The 691-nt window shown below is 52.7% G+C and carries 1 protein-coding gene; it reads left to right on the forward strand.

What is annotated here, in order from left to right:
* A partial coding sequence (locus J4G02_23065; protein MCE2397389.1) for a HEAT repeat domain-containing protein occupies positions 1-691 on the forward strand: 691 nt, incomplete at both ends.

Raw genomic sequence — 691 nt, forward strand, 5'->3', positions numbered from 1 at the left:
CGAACAGTTACGTCAAAGGTACAGCCATAGATGCACTCAACCGTATAGGAACCCCCGCAACCGCACCTCTCCTTGAAGTTTTGGCAACGAAAGCGCGAAATCTGATTCCCGACGAGGACACCGGTTTTACTGCAGACTATCAATACATTGCGAGTGCTTACATTGATGATCTGTGGATGAAAAAATACCGAATCGGCACACAAGCCGCCGCAATCCAAACGCTCGGACTCCTCAAAGCGGAAGCCGCCGTGCAACCCCTGATAAAAGAATTAGCAAACGAAGAATTACAAAGTAATGCCTTAGCAGCACTCATTGAAATGCGCGGTGTTGCTGTCCCGCCTATGCTTGACGCGCTCAAAAACAGCACAAATGAGATTCGGATAGAGGTCGCAGACGCGCTCGGCGCAATCGGTGACCGGCGTGCAATCGCACCGCTGATTGAGGCGTTAAATAGTGACCCGCATAAAGAGGTTAAAGCATTAGCAGCGGTTGGACTTGGCAATATGCGGGCGCGTCGCGCGGTTCCCGCACTGACGGCGGCACTCTCCTACGACGATACGACTGCCACTAATGCTGCGGAGGCACTCGGAAAAATCGGGGTAACGACAGAAGACGCTGTTGAAAAATTGATCGTCATCGCGATGGATAAACAGATGCGGGAGACCCTGCGTCTCGCGGCTATCGCTGCGCT

The organism is Candidatus Poribacteria bacterium, from assembly GCA_021295755.1.
GTDB lineage: Bacteria > Poribacteria > WGA-4E > WGA-4E > PCPOR2b > PCPOR2b.